The sequence below is a fragment of the Marinobacter halophilus genome (assembly GCF_003007685.1).
Lineage (GTDB): Bacteria > Pseudomonadota > Gammaproteobacteria > Pseudomonadales > Oleiphilaceae > Marinobacter > Marinobacter halophilus.
Genome location: NZ_PXNN01000013.1, coordinates 118,561 through 131,349, shown reverse-complemented (window position 1 = coordinate 131,349; position 12,789 = coordinate 118,561). Strand labels below are relative to the sequence as shown.

Annotated in this window: 15 protein-coding genes and 1 pseudogene; 7 read left to right on the top strand and 9 right to left on the bottom strand. The window is 55.5% G+C overall.

All coding sequences use genetic code 11. The features are described from left to right. Positions 1-2: 2 nt before the first annotated feature. The 7 genes from C7H08_RS10460 to pilB all read right to left on the bottom strand — a co-directional run bounded on the left by C7H08_RS10460 (position 3) and on the right by pilB (position 8,742). On the bottom strand, positions 3-2,357 hold the full coding sequence (locus tag C7H08_RS10460; protein WP_106671689.1) for a response regulator: 2,355 nt from the start codon (positions 2,355-2,357) through the stop codon (positions 3-5). Positions 2,358-2,400: 43 nt separating this feature from the next. Continuing rightward, a complete protein-coding gene (gene tsaA, locus C7H08_RS10455; RefSeq protein WP_106671688.1) occupies positions 2,401-3,150 on the bottom strand; it encodes a tRNA (N6-threonylcarbamoyladenosine(37)-N6)-methyltransferase TrmO in 750 nt (249 codons plus the stop codon). A 1-nt stretch (position 3,151) separates the two neighbouring features. Then, entirely contained in the window at positions 3,152-4,150 is a 999-nt protein-coding gene (locus C7H08_RS10450; RefSeq protein WP_227663110.1) for a hypothetical protein, read from the bottom strand. Between the two features lie 79 nt (positions 4,151-4,229). Beyond that, positions 4,230-4,841 carry a dephospho-CoA kinase gene (gene coaE, locus C7H08_RS10445; RefSeq protein WP_106671686.1) on the bottom strand — a complete coding sequence of 204 codons (612 nt, stop codon included), beginning with the start codon at positions 4,839-4,841 and terminating at the stop codon, positions 4,230-4,232. Position 4,842: 1 nt separating this feature from the next. Next, on the bottom strand, positions 4,843-5,718 hold the full coding sequence (locus C7H08_RS10440) for a prepilin peptidase (RefSeq protein WP_106671685.1): 876 nt from the start codon (positions 5,716-5,718) through the stop codon (positions 4,843-4,845). Between the two features lie 88 nt (positions 5,719-5,806). After that, complete coding sequence (locus tag C7H08_RS10435) at positions 5,807-7,027, bottom strand: type II secretion system F family protein (RefSeq protein ID WP_106671684.1); 1,221 nt, start codon at positions 7,025-7,027, stop codon at positions 5,807-5,809. 2 nt (positions 7,028-7,029) lie between these two features. Continuing rightward, on the bottom strand, positions 7,030-8,742 hold the full coding sequence (pilB, locus tag C7H08_RS10430; protein ID WP_106671683.1) for a type IV-A pilus assembly ATPase PilB: 1,713 nt from the start codon (positions 8,740-8,742) through the stop codon (positions 7,030-7,032). A 392-nt stretch (positions 8,743-9,134) separates the two neighbouring features. On the opposite strand from pilB, the gene C7H08_RS10425 reads away from it, so the two are divergent. From C7H08_RS10425 to C7H08_RS10415, 3 genes are all read left to right on the top strand, one after another. Continuing rightward, positions 9,135-9,572, top strand: coding sequence for a pilin (locus tag C7H08_RS10425; RefSeq protein WP_207768310.1), 438 nt, complete (start codon positions 9,135-9,137; stop codon positions 9,570-9,572). A 192-nt stretch (positions 9,573-9,764) separates the two neighbouring features. Beyond that, complete coding sequence (locus tag C7H08_RS18560) at positions 9,765-9,932, top strand: BrnT family toxin (protein ID WP_227663107.1); 168 nt, start codon at positions 9,765-9,767, stop codon at positions 9,930-9,932. Continuing rightward, entirely contained in the window at positions 9,916-10,110 is a 195-nt protein-coding gene (locus C7H08_RS10415; protein WP_106671681.1) for a hypothetical protein, read from the top strand. The genes C7H08_RS18560 and C7H08_RS10415 overlap by 17 nt, the downstream gene beginning before the upstream one ends. Before the next feature lie 208 nt (positions 10,111-10,318). On the opposite strand, the gene C7H08_RS18395 is transcribed toward C7H08_RS10415, so the two are convergent. Together C7H08_RS18395 and C7H08_RS18390 are read right to left on the bottom strand one after the other, a co-directional pair. After that, positions 10,319-10,816, bottom strand: coding sequence for a hypothetical protein (locus C7H08_RS18395; protein WP_227663106.1), 498 nt, complete (start codon positions 10,814-10,816; stop codon positions 10,319-10,321). Further along, a complete protein-coding gene (locus C7H08_RS18390) occupies positions 10,813-11,355 on the bottom strand; it encodes a transposase (RefSeq protein WP_227663105.1) in 543 nt (180 codons plus the stop codon). Before C7H08_RS18390 ends, C7H08_RS18395 begins: the two co-directional genes overlap by 4 nt. 148 nt (positions 11,356-11,503) lie before the next feature. Between C7H08_RS18390 and C7H08_RS10405 the strand changes: the two genes are divergently transcribed. From C7H08_RS10405 to C7H08_RS10390, 4 genes and pseudogenes are all read left to right on the top strand, one after another. Beyond that, a complete protein-coding gene (locus C7H08_RS10405; protein ID WP_106671680.1) occupies positions 11,504-11,857 on the top strand; it encodes a type II toxin-antitoxin system RelE/ParE family toxin in 354 nt (117 codons plus the stop codon). 1 nt (position 11,858) lies between these two features. Then, entirely contained in the window at positions 11,859-12,161 is a 303-nt protein-coding gene (locus C7H08_RS10400; protein WP_106671679.1) for a helix-turn-helix domain-containing protein, read from the top strand. Positions 12,162-12,237: 76 nt separating this feature from the next. Further along, a pseudogene (locus C7H08_RS18385) lies at positions 12,238-12,348 on the top strand (type II toxin-antitoxin system RelE/ParE family toxin); the annotation flags it as partial. A 12-nt stretch (positions 12,349-12,360) separates the two neighbouring features. Beyond that, on the top strand, positions 12,361-12,660 hold the full coding sequence (locus tag C7H08_RS10390; RefSeq protein ID WP_188445141.1) for a HigA family addiction module antitoxin: 300 nt from the start codon (positions 12,361-12,363) through the stop codon (positions 12,658-12,660). Positions 12,661-12,789 lie beyond the last annotated feature (129 nt).

The window sequence follows — 12,789 nt, the reverse complement described above, 5'->3', positions numbered from 1 at the left end:
ACTCAGGTAGTGGCAGCGGCCGGGCAGTATTGTTCCAGTACTGCCCGCAGCATTTCAAGGTTGACAGGTTTGGCGACAAAGGCATCCATGCCCGATGCCCGGCAACGCTCTTCGTCTTCTTCCATGGCGCTGGCCGTCAGCGCCACCACGGGCACCCGGGCCCGATAGTTGTCCTTTTCCCAGTCCCGCAACCGGCGGGTGGCCTCGAAGCCATCCATGCGGGGCATCACACAATCCATGAAAACCACATCAAACTGATGCCACTGCCAGAGTGCAGAGGCGGCCTGGCCATCGTTCGCGGTCATCACCTCACAGCCGAGTTTTTCCAGCAGCCGGCGAGTAAGTGTGCGGTTCACCGGGTTGTCTTCCACCAGCAAAACCCGCATCCGGCCGCAGGGTATACCCCTCTGGTTCACGGAAACGTCGGTAATCGCCTGCAGCGAGAACCGGGTCAGGAACCGGCGCTCCTGTTTCTCAACGTCGAGGAATAGCTGGTTAAGAATCGGAATCAGATAAGATTCCCGCAAGGATTTGCTCAGAAACGCATCGGCACCGGCCTGGCGGAAATGCTCGGCATCGCCCCGTTGCGGGTTGGATGACAGAATCAGCAGGCGCATATCGGCCCACTGAGGGTTACTATGAATTTGCCGGCACAGCAGGTCGCTGTCCATGTCCGGGACAAATCCGTCAAGCACGATGGCATGGTAGGGATCACCCGCATCGAAGGCCTGGCGCAGAGACGTCAGTGCCTCTCCGGCGGCTTTGACCGCTTCGATCTGAACCTCATGACGGGACAACATCTCCAGGGTGATCTTGCGGGACAACTCGTAGGAATCCACCACCAGGATTTTCCGGCCCCGGACCTTATGGGAATCCGGGCGCACCCGGGTGGAGCCATTGCTGGCTTCTTGCAGGTGCAGCTCCACCCAGAAGGTGGAGCCTTCGCCTGGCCGGCTCTCGACATCGAGCGAGCCTTCCATCAGATCAATCAACTGCCGGCAGATGGTCAGGCCCAGCCCGGCACCGGGCAGTTGCCGCTGAAAGCGCTGCCCGAGCTGCACGTAGGGCTCATACATCAGCGGTATGTCTTCGGGGTTGATGCCAATCCCGGTATCCTCCACCGCCAGGCGCAAACGAACCTTGCCTTCCTTGCGGCCCAGGACCTCAATGCTGATCAGCACATGCCCGGAATCGGTAAACTTGATGGCGTTGGATAACAGGTTCAGCAGCACTTGACGAATTCTGATTGGATCGCCCACCGTGGCCCAGGGCAGGTCCTCATCCACCCGCATTTCCAGTGCCAGGCCTTTCTCACGGGCCCGCGACCCCAGCATGTGAATCAGGTCGTTCAGGGTTTCCCGAAGATCAAAAGGAATCGACTCCAGCTCCAGCTTGCCAGCTTCCATACTGGAGATATCGAGCAGATCGTTAATGATGGCCGACAGGCTTTCAGAAGCGTTGAGCAGGGTGTGCACGTAGTCCCGCTGCTCCTGATCCAGCGGGGTGTCGGTCAGCAGATTGGCGTAGCCGAGCACGGATTGCAGCGGGATGCGCAACTCATGACTGACATTGGCCAGGAACTGGTTTTTGGCATGGTTGGCCCGAATGGCTTCGTCCCGCTCGCCCTGGCTCTCGATGGTGGTCTGGCGCAGGGACCGGGTGTCTTCAAGAATCTGCAGGCGCATTTTGTTCAACGCCTGTTCCAGCTCAGACAACTCGTCTGGCCGGCGCGGCGGCTTACGGCGCAGTTTCAGGGGGTCGACCAGGGCATCCAGATTGAGCTTGGCAGCGTAATCGGCCATGGTTTCCAGGTGCCTTGACAGGGCAATGCGCACGATCAGCAGCAGGCCCAGGGTGCCCAGCATGACGACAATGGACTGAAACAGCAGATTCAGAACGGCCTGGCTGAAAAGATCGTCGTACACTTTTTCCACCGAGGACACAACGGTCAGCTCACCCACCCGTTGCGGCTGGTCAAAGGTGGAGCGGTTAAACTCAAGAGGAAAGGTCTGGGAGATAATCCGGCCATCCGGGAATTGGCCCGTGCTGAATTCCTCGCCGCTGGTGGTAATCACCCGGGCATACTGGATAGACGGCATGGTGCGCATATCATCGAGGCTGTTGGCCACCTCACTGAAGTTCATCACCCAAAGATTGGTGCCCATACCCCCGGAGATCAGCTCGACGGCACGTTCCTGGCCGGACTGCAGCTCGCTCTTCTGGCGCTCGAACTCGCCAATCATCTGCACGCCGGTGGCCACCAGCGACAGGATCAGGCTGTAAAGCAGCACCCACCCCAGCAGGCGAAGAGCCAGCGGGCGAACACCCAAGCGCTTTAGAAACCGGTTTGAAGGCAAGGCACAAATTCCCTGTGTCGACTACAAAATCACCAGCGGCAGTTTAACAGACGGATATCACTTCCACACGTATCTTTGAATCATCATTCACGAAACGAAAACGCACGTTCAGGTCGTATAAATTGGCGCCGTAGATGCGCTCTTCATCCCGGCCCCGACGGAACGACGGCCGCGGGTCGTAACTTACCACATCGTCAATCAGCGCTCTTACATCCGGGTAGTCTTCACTTGAGAGCATTGCCAGTTCCGCCTCAGCCTGTGGGTAAAACACAACCTCTACTCGCTCTGTGGGTGCCGAGTCTGCCCAGCCCAGGGAGGCCTCCGGCACCGAGTCGGCAAACGGCAAGTAGGGCTTGATGTCCAGAATCGGGGTGCCATCAATCAGGTCATGGTCGCGGATTCGCAACACCAGCTGTCCGTTTTTGTGCACCAGGCCTTCGTTGCGTACCACCGACAATCCCAGACTGTTGGGCCGGAACGGCGACCGGCTGGCAAACACCCCGATCTTCTTGTTGCCGCCCAGTCGCGGTGGCCGAACTACCGGCCGCCACTCAGCCCGCACCGCTTCATGAAACTGAAAGGTCAGCCAGAGGTGGCTGGCGGTTTCCAGGCCCCGGAAGGCATCTTCCCGATCGTAGGGGCTCTGAATCACCAGCTCGGCATGGGCATGGCGAGTCAGGCCCGGTTGCCGGGGCACCCCGAATTTGTCTTTGAAACAGGAGCGGGTAATCGCGATGGGGGTGAGCGTGAGCGCTTCGCTGGCCGGTCTGGCTTTATGGCGTGGTCTGGTCATGTCATTTCCGCTCAATCGTTCCAGAGAAGTACATTTCAATGCGGAAAATCACCGAGGCCTGATCTTTGAAACTTTGTTCCCTGGGGAACTCCAGGGCCGGAATCAGTTCCGCAAATAACCAGTCCTCGTACAGGCGATAGCGCCAGGTCATATCCACAAAATACGAGGTGGTGCGCCAGGAGGGTTGGCTTTCGCCAAGGGCTGCCAGCCTCGGCGTAACGGTTGACCGATTGTTCAGTCGCTTGTTGGCACTGAAAACCTGGGCGGCCTCAAATTTGCGGTCTGAATGCAGCCACTCCAGCTCGGATGACGTGTAAAAACGCCAGCCATTGCCAACGGCGCGATTGGCACCAATCCAGGAACGCGCACCCCAGCCCCGAGTGTGGAAATAGTACAGCCGTTGCTGAACTCTAAGAGCCCAGGCGTCATCCAGTTGCCAGTCTTTGCGGGCGGTGGTGCGCCAGAACACCTCGGGTGGCAACCTTAGCCGGCCGCCGATGTCCGTCGACAGATTAATCGCATCACCCACCTGCGACAGGTAGCGCAGAGCACCGGTGGTCTCGGTGTCGGTCCGTTCCGGCTCGGTTAACCGGCGATCCCGCTCCCGTTCGCCCAGCGGAATCAGCTCATCACTCTCGCTCTCAATAACCAGGCGAAGCTTCTCCTCGGTGGTGGGCACTTCCAGGCGAAACCGGACCTCCGGTTTGAATTGCGCGATGTCGCTGTATTCCGATTCGGCGGCAAAGCCCAGCCTGAGATAGCTTTCGTTACCCGGAATCGAGTGACTGGAGCGAGACAAAGTGCGGTCAGCCCAGGCTCCGAACGTTTGCACGGTTGAGCCGTGAACGCGCTCCTGCCGGATCACCCAGTTGCTGAAGTTCATCCACCAGGAATCAACCGGTTCCGCCCAGTAGTCTTCAGGCTCAAAGACGTAGAACGCATAGGGCAATGCGCTCGGGGAGAGCACATCAGGAATGGTGGTGTTCTGTACCGTGAACATCGGCGGCTCTGCCGAGTGACTGTAAGATGAGACCAACAGAGCAAACAGCGGAACGGCCAGCCATGCCAGCCGGGGCTCCTTAGCGAAATTCAAACAGGAACCGATTATGCAATTCACAAACCTGACGCTCCACATCCTGTAACGGGCGATTGTTGTCAATATGTGCGTCTGCCCTTGAACGCCGCTCCTGTCTGGCCATTTGCGCGGCCATAATACGTTCCACCTGCTCACGGGAATTATCGTCCCGAGCCATGGTGCGTTCAATCTGAACTTCTTCCGGCACATCCACAACCACTATCCGCTCTACCAGTTCTTGCTGATCGGTCTCCAGCAACAGCGGCGACACCAGTAACACGTAGGGTAGGGTATAGTCATCCCCGGCGCCTCCCGCCGACAGCTGGCGGATCAACTCCTGCCGAATCACCGGATGCAGCAGCCCCTCAAGCCAGGCCCGCTCCGCCGGCTCCTCAAACACCCGCTGCCGCAGCGCCGCCCGGTCCAGCCCGCCATCCGACAACAAAATCACCGCCCCAAAATGCTCAGCAATCGCCGCCAACGCCGACGTGCCCGGCTCAACCACCTCCCGAGCCACATCATCCGCATCCACCCAATGCACACCCAAATCCCCAAAAATGCGCACCACCGTAGACTTCCCGGACCCAATCCCCCCAGTCAACCCAACAATCTTCAAATCAAGCCCCCAAAACCCCAAACCAAACCACCAAAATCTCCGAACCAAACCAAAGCCCCAACACCCCAGCCGCCGCCAGATAAGGCCCAAACGGAATCGGCACCTCCCGCCCATGCTTCTTGAACACCATCAGGCTGATACCAACCACCGCCCCAACCAGAGACGATAACAAAATCACCGCCGGCAACAACTGCCACCCCAACCAGGCCCCCAGCGCCGCCAACAACTTGAAGTCACCATGCCCCATACCTTCCTTGCCGGTCGCCAACTTAAACAGCCAGTAAACCGACCACAGCGACAGATACCCCGCCACCGCGCCCCAGAAGGCACTCTCAAAATCCGTCAACACCCCGAAGTAGTTCAGCACCAGCCCCAACCACATCAGCGGCAGAGTAATGCTATCCGGCAGCAACTGGGTATCAAAATCAATCATTGTCAAAGCAATCAGCGACCACACCAGCAGCAACGCCCACAAAGAGGACTCGGTGGGCCCCAACAGAGCCACCGTCGCCACCGAAAACAGCGCCGTAACCGCCTCAATGATCGGGTAGCGTGGTGAAATGCGGGTCATGCAAGACGAACACTTGCCCCGCAGCAGTAACCAGCTGATGACCGGAACATTCTCCCAGGCCCGAATCTGGTGGCCACAGGAGGGGCAGGTGGAGGCGGGTTTGGACAACGACAGTGGCGTGTCTGATTTTCGCTGCTTCTCCGGGAGCTCCAGAAACTCCTCACACTGACAGCGCCACTCCTGTTGCATCATCTTGGGCAGGCGCAGGATGACCACGTTCAGAAAACTGCCGATGCAGAGAGAGAAGAAAATGACGGAGAGGTAGAGAAGCCAGGGGGTAGCGAGGAAAACGTCAAGCGTAGGCATTAAAGCACTCGTGTTGAGCTGGGGTTATGCCCCGCTCCCGGGGTGGGAGCGGGGCAATTTGGAGTGGCCGGGCGACTAAGGCGAAAACTCAGCCAACAACCTGACCCATCTGGAAGATTGGCAGGTACATGGCGATGATCAAGCCGCCGACGAGAACGCCCAGAACGGCCATGATGATAGGCTCCATCAACGCGGTCAGGTTGTCGACCATATCGTCAACCACGCCTTCATAATGCACGGCTACCTTTTCCAACATACCATCCAGATTACCGGACTCCTCACCAATCGCGGTTAACTGAACCGCCATCACCGGAAAAACACCCTGTTGGCGCATGGTTGCCTGCAACTGGGTACCACTGGAGACATCGTTTTTAATGTTCATGATGGCATCCCGGTAAACGGCGTTACCGGTGGCACCAGCAACCGAGTCCAATGCGTCCACCAGCGGGACACCGGCAGCAAATGTTGTGGAAAGTACCCGGCCAAATTTGGCGACTGCAGATTTATCCAGGATTTCGCCGACAACAGGTATCTTAAGGGTGTACTTGTCTACAATGTCTGAGAACTTTTGCGAGCGCCGTTTGGCTTCCTTGAATAAGTACAGGGTGCCCACAATGCCCAATAGCACCACAAACCACCAGGTTTGCATCCAATCTGAGAGCTTTACGACCATTTGGGTAAATACCGGAAGCTCAGCGCCGAAGCCTTGGAACAAGCTCTCGAACTGGGGAACCACTTTCACCAGCAGAATGGCGGTTACGATAATTGCCACCACAACAATGGCAATCGGGTAAGTCATTGCCTTTTTGACTTTCTTCTTGAGCAGCTCTGTTTTTTCCAGATAGAGAGCAATCCGGTCGAGCATCTGCTCCAGAGCACCGGCCTTTTCACCGGAATCCACCAGGTTGCAGTACAAGGTATCGAAGTACTTGGGGTGTTTGCGCAGGGAGGCGGCAAAGCCGGTACCGGATGAAATGTCGTTCCGGAGACTCATCACCAGTTCTTGCAAGCCTTTGTTCTCCAAGCCATCGGCCACGATGTCAAAGCTCTGCACCAGCGGTACACCCGCCTTCATCATGGTGGCTAACTGGCGGGTCAGCATCGCAATATCAAACGGTGTGATCTTCTTGCTACCACCAAACAACGGCTTGGGCTTCTTTTTCACCTTATCAGGAATGATGCCCTGCTTGCGCAATTGGGCTTTTACCAAGGCCAGGTTAGAGCCGGTCAGCTCTCCTTTGGCTTTGTTACCTTTACGGTCTTTACCTTCCCAAATGTACGATTCCAGCTTCTGCGCTTTTTCTGCCATGCTTAATCCTTCGTCACGCGGTTAGCTTCCTCGAGGCTGGTCACACCCTCCATTACCTTTCGGAGGGCGGATTGCCTCAGATTGCGGAAGCCATCTGCCTGCGCCTGTTTTGCAATTTTAATGGAACTGGCTTCTTCCATAATCATGCTGGCCAGCTCTTCGGTAATCTTCACCACCTCGTAAATACCGACGCGGCCTTTGTATCCACTAGTGCATTTATCACAGCCCTTCGGCCTGAACAACGTGAAGCCTGTATCAATTTGTTCTTGTGTGAACCCTTCCTTCAAAAGTACGTCCTTTGGCACGTCCATCGGTTGTTTGCAGCTGCACAACCGCCGGCCAAGGCGCTGGGCAATAATCAGGCTCACCGAAGTGGCAATGTTGAACGCCGGCACCCCCATGTTCATCATGCGGGTCAGGGTTTCTGCGGCACTGTTGGTGTGCAGGGTAGACAAAACCAGGTGGCCCGTTTGCGCCGCCTTGATGGCAATGTTGGCGGTTTCCAGGTCCCGGATCTCGCCCACCATGATTACATCCGGATCTTGCCGCAGGAAAGCCCGCAGCGCTTCGGCAAAGCCAAGGCCCACCTTGGTGTTGACGTTGACCTGGTTGATGCCTTCCAGGTTAATCTCGGCCGGGTCCTCGGCGGTGGAGATATTGATGCCCGGCGTGTTGAGGATGTTAAGGCCGGTATAGAGGGAGACCGTTTTACCGGAACCGGTCGGCCCGGTAACCAGAATCATACCCTGCGGCTGGGAGAGGGCGTCCATGTACAGCTGCTTCTGGTCTTCCTCATAGCCCAGGGCGTCGATACCCATCTGGGCCTGGCTCGGGTCCAGAATCCGCAACACAATCTTTTCGCCCCAAAGTGTGGGCAGGGTGTTCACCCGAAAATCGATGGCCTTGGTTTTCGACAGCTTCATCTTGATCCGGCCATCCTGAGGCACCCGCCGCTCGGAAATGTCCAACTGCGCCATGATCTTGATCCGGGCCGAAATTTTCGGTGCCAGCTTGATGGAAGGTCGGGACATCTCTTTGAGAATGCCATCGGTCCGGTAACGTACCCGATAGGTTTTCTCGTAAGGCTCGAAGTGGACGTCAGACGCCCCGCCGCGAATGGCGTCCAGCAGCATCTTGTTCACATACTTGACGATCGGAGCGTCATCCACCTCGGCGGTGCTTGCGGCCCCGTCGTCGTCTTTGTCGCCACCCTCGGTTTCTACGCCCTCAAGATCGGCGTCATCCAGATCGCCCATGGTGGAGTCTTGCGATTCCAGATACTTGTCGATGGCAATGCGCAGCTTGGCATCGTCCACCAGCACGGCATCGGTACTCAGGCCCGTATTGAACTTGATCTCGTCCAACGCCTGTATGTTGGTAGGGTCGGAAACCGCGATGAATAAGCGATTACCCCTTTTATACAACGGCAAGGCGTTGTGCTTGCGTACCAGTTTTTCGTCGACCGCCTTCTCCGGCATCATCTCAGGCATGAAGGAGTCCAGATCAAGCACCGAAACGCCGAACTCCATGGCGGCAGAAAACGCCAGCTTGGAACTGTCAGCGAGATGATTCTGGGTCAGGTAGGTGATTAGGGGGATACGGTTCTGGGAGGCCTGGATAAAGGCGTCTTTGGCGGTGTCTTCATCCAGAAGCCCATCATCCACAAATCGACGGGCCAGACCCGTCAGCGTCACGTTTCGGTTGCTGCTCGCCATAAATACTCTGAGGAAAGTCTTATAAGTGGCTGAATATCGTGTTTATGACTCGGAGTTTAGATGTATGGCCGGAGTTTGGAAAGCGGGGTGGGTCTCAGGTTTGATCTTTCTCAAGGATATGTCGATGGAGAGTGCCTGTCGATTCCTGCAGCTGTAGGTGACGAAAAGTGTCACTCCTGGACGCCTTGGGGCGATAAATCAGTTATATGAGCGAGTGTGATGTGTATCACGTCGGCGTTGCAAGTAACTGAATTTTAGTTTGTTTTTAACATTATCTTGCAGTTGGCATGATGGCTGCTTGGTTTCATTCAGGCTCAATGCGGTCCTGGGGTAGAGCTCCACCGCCCCGGAGCTGTTTAAAACGAAAAACGACAACTCTAGAGGTCGATAACATGCAAGAAATTAAAATGAAACACGGTCAGAACGGTTTTACTCTGATTGAACTTATGATCGTTGTTGCGATTATTGGTATTCTGGCTGCGATTGCTATTCCGGCTTACCAAGACTACGTGGCTAAAACCCAGGTTACATCTTGCCTGGCAGAAATCAGCCCGGGTAAGACTCAGTACGAGATTGCCACTAACGAGGGCAAAGCCGCCGCTTATTACACCCAAGCTAACTTAGGCATAAACTTGCAGGCCTGTAGTGCTGTCGCTATCAACGCTCCGGACGCAGAAACCGGCATTCAAGCAACGGCTATTCAGGGTACTGTTGGTGGCAATCCTGCCGTAAGTGGCGACACTATCACCCTGAGTCGTGCCACCGATGGTGCTTGGTCATGTGCGTACAGCGGTGATGACAAATATGAACCATCTGGTTGTGACAACTGATTTCAGACTAATCACGGACAGGCCCGCATAGCCTGACAAGCTGATCTTGGACAGGCACTAGCCTGACCTGATCCCCGAAAGCCCGGAGGTTTCGACCCCCGGGCTTTTGTCGTTTCTGGCATCGCGTAATATCCCGTTATGTCAAACTGATCATGGACAGGCAAAGCCATAGGCAAAGCCATAACCTGGGCTGTGGAAGATGCTCGAAATGATTACGGTGAGCGTAGAATGATTGGGTATGGGCCTATAGGTAATCGTGTCTACTGCGTTGTCTTCACTGAAAGAGGTGAGGTCCGGCGCATAATCAGTCTCCGAAAAGCCAACAGGCGAGAGGTGAGGCTCTATGCAGGCAAAATCTAAATCTAAATCGGGTCGGACGTTTGACTTGCCGTCTGAGCAGGAAGAAGCTGAAATCAAGGCGGGTATTGGAGGAGATCCGGACACTCGAGAGCTTACGGATGAAGAGTTCGGGCAGCTTCGACCCATCGGCCGGCCAAAAGCGGAGGTTATGATCAATTATGGACAGGCACTAGCCTGATGGACAGGCACTAGCCTGACCTGATCCCCAAAAGCCCGGTGGCTTCGACCTCCGGGCTTTTGTCGTTTCTGGCGCCGCGTAATTGAAGATTATGTCAAAGCTGTGCGCGACAAAGGTCCGATTCGCGGCTATGGCTCGGTATTTCGGGTACGCCAACGCTCCGGCACGTGTGCCAGATTGAGGAGAGTGGTTCAGGGGGAGGGGGGCTTTAGGCTGCCCGTCGTCGTCGGCTCTGCCTGTAATCCTGATAAGTGTCCTCAAACCGGGTGGCCCGCTCGCACCAGCGGCCGGAGTCCAGATTCAGTCGTTCGAGAATCGGCAAGGCATTTTCATCAATGGCTCCGCGTTTGTCGCTCCGGCTGATCCGGCCGGTGCAATCCACCAGCTCCAGATAGTCAGCAAAACTGAATAGTATTCCGCGTTGGAAGCCGTTGCGGATAACACCTTCAAAACCTAACAGCGGTTTCAGCGGAACCGAAAACTCGTTCAACGCCTGCTGTTCCGTTTGCCTGATGATGGCTTCGGCCAGATTGAAGGTAGGACTGATCCGCTCCTTAATGCTGGTGTGATCAGAGCTTTCCGGAGTGTCCGCGATAGCGGCTCGAATGGGGTTCAGGTCCACATAGGCCATGCAGGAGAGCAGGGCTTCTTCGGTGTCTAATGCTTGGGATTTGAAACGGCTTTCCCACCAATTTGACTGGATCAAATTGGAACAGCCGAAGGCTGGCCCCGCAGGGGTGATGGCCATGGACGGCCATCATAAAAGTGGCCGGTGCATTCATCTTCCTTATTGGCCTGCCGGGCAATTGGCTCATTCAGGCATTTCATGAACCAGCTCAAGTCTGCCAGCCGCTTACGGAAGGTGCCAGCATACTCATCCACACGCCTCAGTTCGGCCGGGCAGAGGTCATCGCCCCGGTGATAGCGCTGCACCAACGGCGGCCCTTTGTAAAGGCTGCACCAGCGCGCCAGCACCTCATCGTTGCTCCAGGTTTCCACGTCATCCGGGCAGAGTTTGACCACCAGGTGGTAGTGGTTAGACATCACCGCATAGGCCGCAATATCCACCGCAAACACCGACGCCAGCAGTCGGATACGCTCCTCAATCCAGCCCCGCCGGTGCTCGTAGCAGCGACCGGTGGCACGATCTTTCCCGCATAGAAATGTTCTTCGCACGCAGCGAGAAATGACGTGATAAAACGGAGTGTCTGAAACGCAGACCAGTTCTGCTCGTGCTTTGGGCATGACGAAATCCTTGTCTTCCGTGACTGTTGATACGTTTGGTTTATTGTATAAGTATACAGCTGTACAAATAAACAGTAATAAGTATTTTGAGTTAGGTTCATGTGGTTTGAAGTTGGTATAGCTTGCAGGCTATAGTTGGAGGCGGTTAATGTGGACAATCGAAACAACTACGCGGTTTGACGATTGGTACCGGTCGCTTGGCGATGGGGATAGAGAGAATGTCCTGGCGGCGATACTGGTATTGAAAGAGAAAGGTCCGATGCTATCCCGGCCACACGCCGACAGCGTTTACGGGTCGGCACATAGCAATATGAAAGAGCTGAGGGTGCAGAGCAAAGGCAGGCCCATTCGGGCATTCTTTGCATTTGATCCAGCCCGCACGGGCATAATTCTCTGTGCCGGCGAGAAAACAGGTAAAGACAAACGGTTTTATGATGAGATGATTCCAGTGGCAGACCGAGAATTTACCGCCCATTTGGAAGATCTCAAGAGAGGCAACTGATATGGCAAATTCTTTGGACGAACTGCTGGCTAGCGAAAAGCCGGACGTTGTCAGGCGCGCGCAGATTAAAGCAGATCGCATTCTTTTGGAGATTCGTCTCAGTGAAGTTCGTGCTTTGTTGGAGAAAACCCAGAAAGATATGGCGGAAGCCATGGGTGTAAGCCAGCCTACGATTGCGAACATGGAAAAGGCCGGTAAAGACTTGAAGCTGTCCTCCATTAAACGATATGTGGAGAGTGCTGGTGCGAAAGTCCGTTTGGATATTGAGCTTCCTGACGGAACTCATCACGCTATTCCACTTTGATAACCGGGCAACAGCAGCTGGGATCAGAATGATCATGGACAGGCACTGGCAGAATGATGGACAGGCACTGGCCACTAATGGTGACCGGGAAGGCCAGCACAGTATTCGCATTAACCGGCAGTGGCGGATGTGCTTTCGATGGACTACTGACGGTCCGGAAGATGTTGAAATTGTTGATTACCACTGAGGAGGTCGCACAATGATTAGCAATGGTATGCGTCCCATTCACCCTGGAGAGATTCTACGGGAAGAGTATCTGGAGCCGCTGGAGATGAGCGTAAATGCGCTCTCCAATGCTTTGAATGTTCCGGCGACGCGGATGAATGAGATCGTTCGTGAGAACCGGGGCGTTTCCGCAGACACAGCGCTGCGACTAGCTCGTTACTTTGGCACCAGTGCGCGGTTCTGGTTGAACCTCCAAACTGAGTTTGAGCTACGCCAGGCTCAGATGAGCAAAGAAGCGAAGATTGCTAAGGAGATACAGCCGCACGCTGCCTGAAAACCATAAACCATTATGGACAGACATGTTTGTTCTCCGGGCTTTTGTCGTTTCAGGCGTCGCGTAATTCGGGGTTATGACAAAACGGCGGCGGCATTCCACCGTGAATTCTGGAAATCTGCGGATTTC

What these genes read in the sequence shown, in the direction of transcription:
- tsaA (WP_106671688.1), bottom strand. Translation starts at nt 3,150, where the DNA reads ATGACCAGACCACGCCATAAAGCCAGACCGGCCAGCGAAGCGCTCACG.
- C7H08_RS10450 (WP_227663110.1), bottom strand. Translation starts at nt 4,150, where the DNA reads ATGTTCACGGTACAGAACACCACCATTCCTGATGTGCTCTCCCCGAGC.
- C7H08_RS10440 (WP_106671685.1), bottom strand. Translation starts at nt 5,718, where the DNA reads ATGCCTACGCTTGACGTTTTCCTCGCTACCCCCTGGCTTCTCTACCTC.
- C7H08_RS10435 (WP_106671684.1), bottom strand. Translation starts at nt 7,027, where the DNA reads ATGGCAGAAAAAGCGCAGAAGCTGGAATCGTACATTTGGGAAGGTAAA.
- pilB (WP_106671683.1), bottom strand. Translation starts at nt 8,742, where the DNA reads ATGGCGAGCAGCAACCGAAACGTGACGCTGACGGGTCTGGCCCGTCGA.
- C7H08_RS10425 (WP_207768310.1), top strand. Translation starts at nt 9,135, where the DNA reads ATGCAAGAAATTAAAATGAAACACGGTCAGAACGGTTTTACTCTGATT.
- C7H08_RS10415 (WP_106671681.1), top strand. Translation starts at nt 9,916, where the DNA reads ATGCAGGCAAAATCTAAATCTAAATCGGGTCGGACGTTTGACTTGCCG.
- C7H08_RS18390 (WP_227663105.1), bottom strand. Translation starts at nt 11,355, where the DNA reads ATGCCCAAAGCACGAGCAGAACTGGTCTGCGTTTCAGACACTCCGTTT.
- C7H08_RS10405 (WP_106671680.1), top strand. Translation starts at nt 11,504, where the DNA reads ATGTGGACAATCGAAACAACTACGCGGTTTGACGATTGGTACCGGTCG.
- C7H08_RS10400 (WP_106671679.1), top strand. Translation starts at nt 11,859, where the DNA reads ATGGCAAATTCTTTGGACGAACTGCTGGCTAGCGAAAAGCCGGACGTT.
- C7H08_RS10390 (WP_188445141.1), top strand. Translation starts at nt 12,361, where the DNA reads ATGATTAGCAATGGTATGCGTCCCATTCACCCTGGAGAGATTCTACGG.